Source organism: Psychrobacter sp. Ps6, from assembly GCF_022129235.1.
In the GTDB taxonomy this organism is placed as follows: domain Bacteria; phylum Pseudomonadota; class Gammaproteobacteria; order Pseudomonadales; family Moraxellaceae; genus Psychrobacter.
The window spans coordinates 1-1,895 of sequence record NZ_JADQAI010000091.1; the positions used below are offsets into that span (position 1 = coordinate 1).

At 33.9% G+C, this 1,895-nt stretch carries 2 protein-coding genes; both read left to right on the forward strand.

What is annotated here, in order from left to right; all coding sequences use genetic code 11:
* A partial coding sequence (locus I3255_RS13975; protein ID WP_238039353.1) for a glycosyltransferase occupies positions 1 to 522 on the forward strand: 522 nt, incomplete at its 5' end.
* A gap of 244 nt (positions 523 to 766) precedes the next feature.
* Complete coding sequence (locus tag I3255_RS13980) at positions 767 to 1,810, forward strand: HlyD family efflux transporter periplasmic adaptor subunit (protein ID WP_238039354.1); 1,044 nt, start codon at positions 767 to 769, stop codon at positions 1,808 to 1,810.
* The last annotated feature ends 85 nt before the right edge of the window (positions 1,811 to 1,895 follow it).

Consider the following 1,895-nt stretch of genomic DNA (forward strand, 5'->3'; position numbering starts at 1 on the left):
GTAGGTGGAGCGCTAAAAGTTAGAAATTGGCAAGATAATATTTTAACTCGAATGCAAGCCATAGAATATATGTTATCTATGCAACTTGGAAAAACGGGAATGGCTAACTGGGGTGTGCTTAATAATATATCGGGCGCATTTGGTGGATTTAGACGGAAAATATTAAATCATATTGGAGGCTGGGATACTCATACTGCAGAAGATTTAGATTTAACAGTACGGCTAAAACAATACAAAAGAAGATACCCAAAGACCAAATTAGCTTTCTCCCCCCATGCTGTTGGGCATACCGATGTTCCAAGTACGATAAAAGGATTGATTCAACAGCGACTAAGATGGGATGGTGATTTGTTATTCCTTTATTTGAGAAAACATAATAAGGGTTTAACTACTCAGCTGGGGGAACTTTGTATTTATACTTGTTTATGGGATTTTTCAAAATATGATTCTACCATTACTCGTTATTATTTACTTAATTTATATTTGTATGTATGCACCCTGGCAAATAGTGCTAACGATTAATATTATTTTGTATTTAATGTATCTGGTTATTACAAGTGTCTACTTTATTCTTTATATTAATTTAATTTCTGAACGTCCAATGAAGGATATCAAATTTGTGGTCTGGTTATGGTTATATCCGATATATCAATTTCTAATGAGAATAATTACTGCGTTTTCAATGTTTAATGAGTTGATCAGACGCAGTCATGAAGAATCCAATATGGCACCTTGGTGGGTATTAAAAAAAGGGAAAAGATTTTAGATGAAGGTCCAATTTCATACAGAAACTCAAGTTGATCCGAAAAGCTCAAATTTTATGAATGTGATATACGGTTCGGCAAAGCGTGGAGGGTATAGGCTCCGCTGGTATTTATTGTTATTACTTATTATCAGCCCTATATTATATCTTGCTTATTTTATGTATCAGTCAATCTATTTGACAATTGCACCAGGGATAATCACAACAAGTCCGATGCTAATTACAGCTACAAACGATGGTATTATTGATTTTGTTGCCAATGGGGATGAGTTATATACTAAAAAATCCGTGTTAGTGACTATTAATAATGAAACGATATCAAATACGGAACACTATTTATCACTCAAGACTCAAGAAATTGATGCGCAAATAGAAAAGTTACCCGCAATTAACCTTGATAAATATAATCAAGAAATTAAAAATGCTAAAAGTAGTTTTCTCAAAGTTAATGAAATCAAAAAACTTTATGAAAAATATAGAAAACAAGGTCAAGTTTCTCAAGTTGATTACGCCAATATTATAAATACTGCCAGTGTTGCCAAACAGCGAGAACTTCAGTCATCAATATCAAAGGAACAGGCGCTGTTTTCTTACGATCAAAATAAGTTAGCTGGCCCGTTAATGCTTTTACGTAATGATATTGGATTAAAGTTAATTTCATATCAGAGTCAGCAGAATGAACTGTCCATTGTATCGCCTGTATCTGGGTTTATTGTTGAGAATTATGTTACAGAAGGGCAGTGGGTACAGAAAGGCCAAGAGTTGATGACTATTGCTCCTAATCGACAGCCTGAAGTAATTAGCTATGTTGATGCCAAATATCTGGCTAAAGTCGCAAAAGGGAATGAAGTGATGGTTCAATTGCCTAATGGTGGCCAATATTCTGCAATTGTTCGATCTAAACCTCGGCTGGCAACTAAACTTCCATCGCAACTAACGACACCTTTTACAGAAACGAAAGCCGTATTAAAAGTTGTTCTTGAGTTCAATAATCACGTAAATGATCTGGATTGGGTTGAAGGAATGCCTGTCAAAGTTATTATTTGATGTCTATGTGGCATAGTTTTGTGTACAAAAATAAAATACAATAGAATGCATATGAGTTAAATAAAGTAAAATTAATTATTATGTT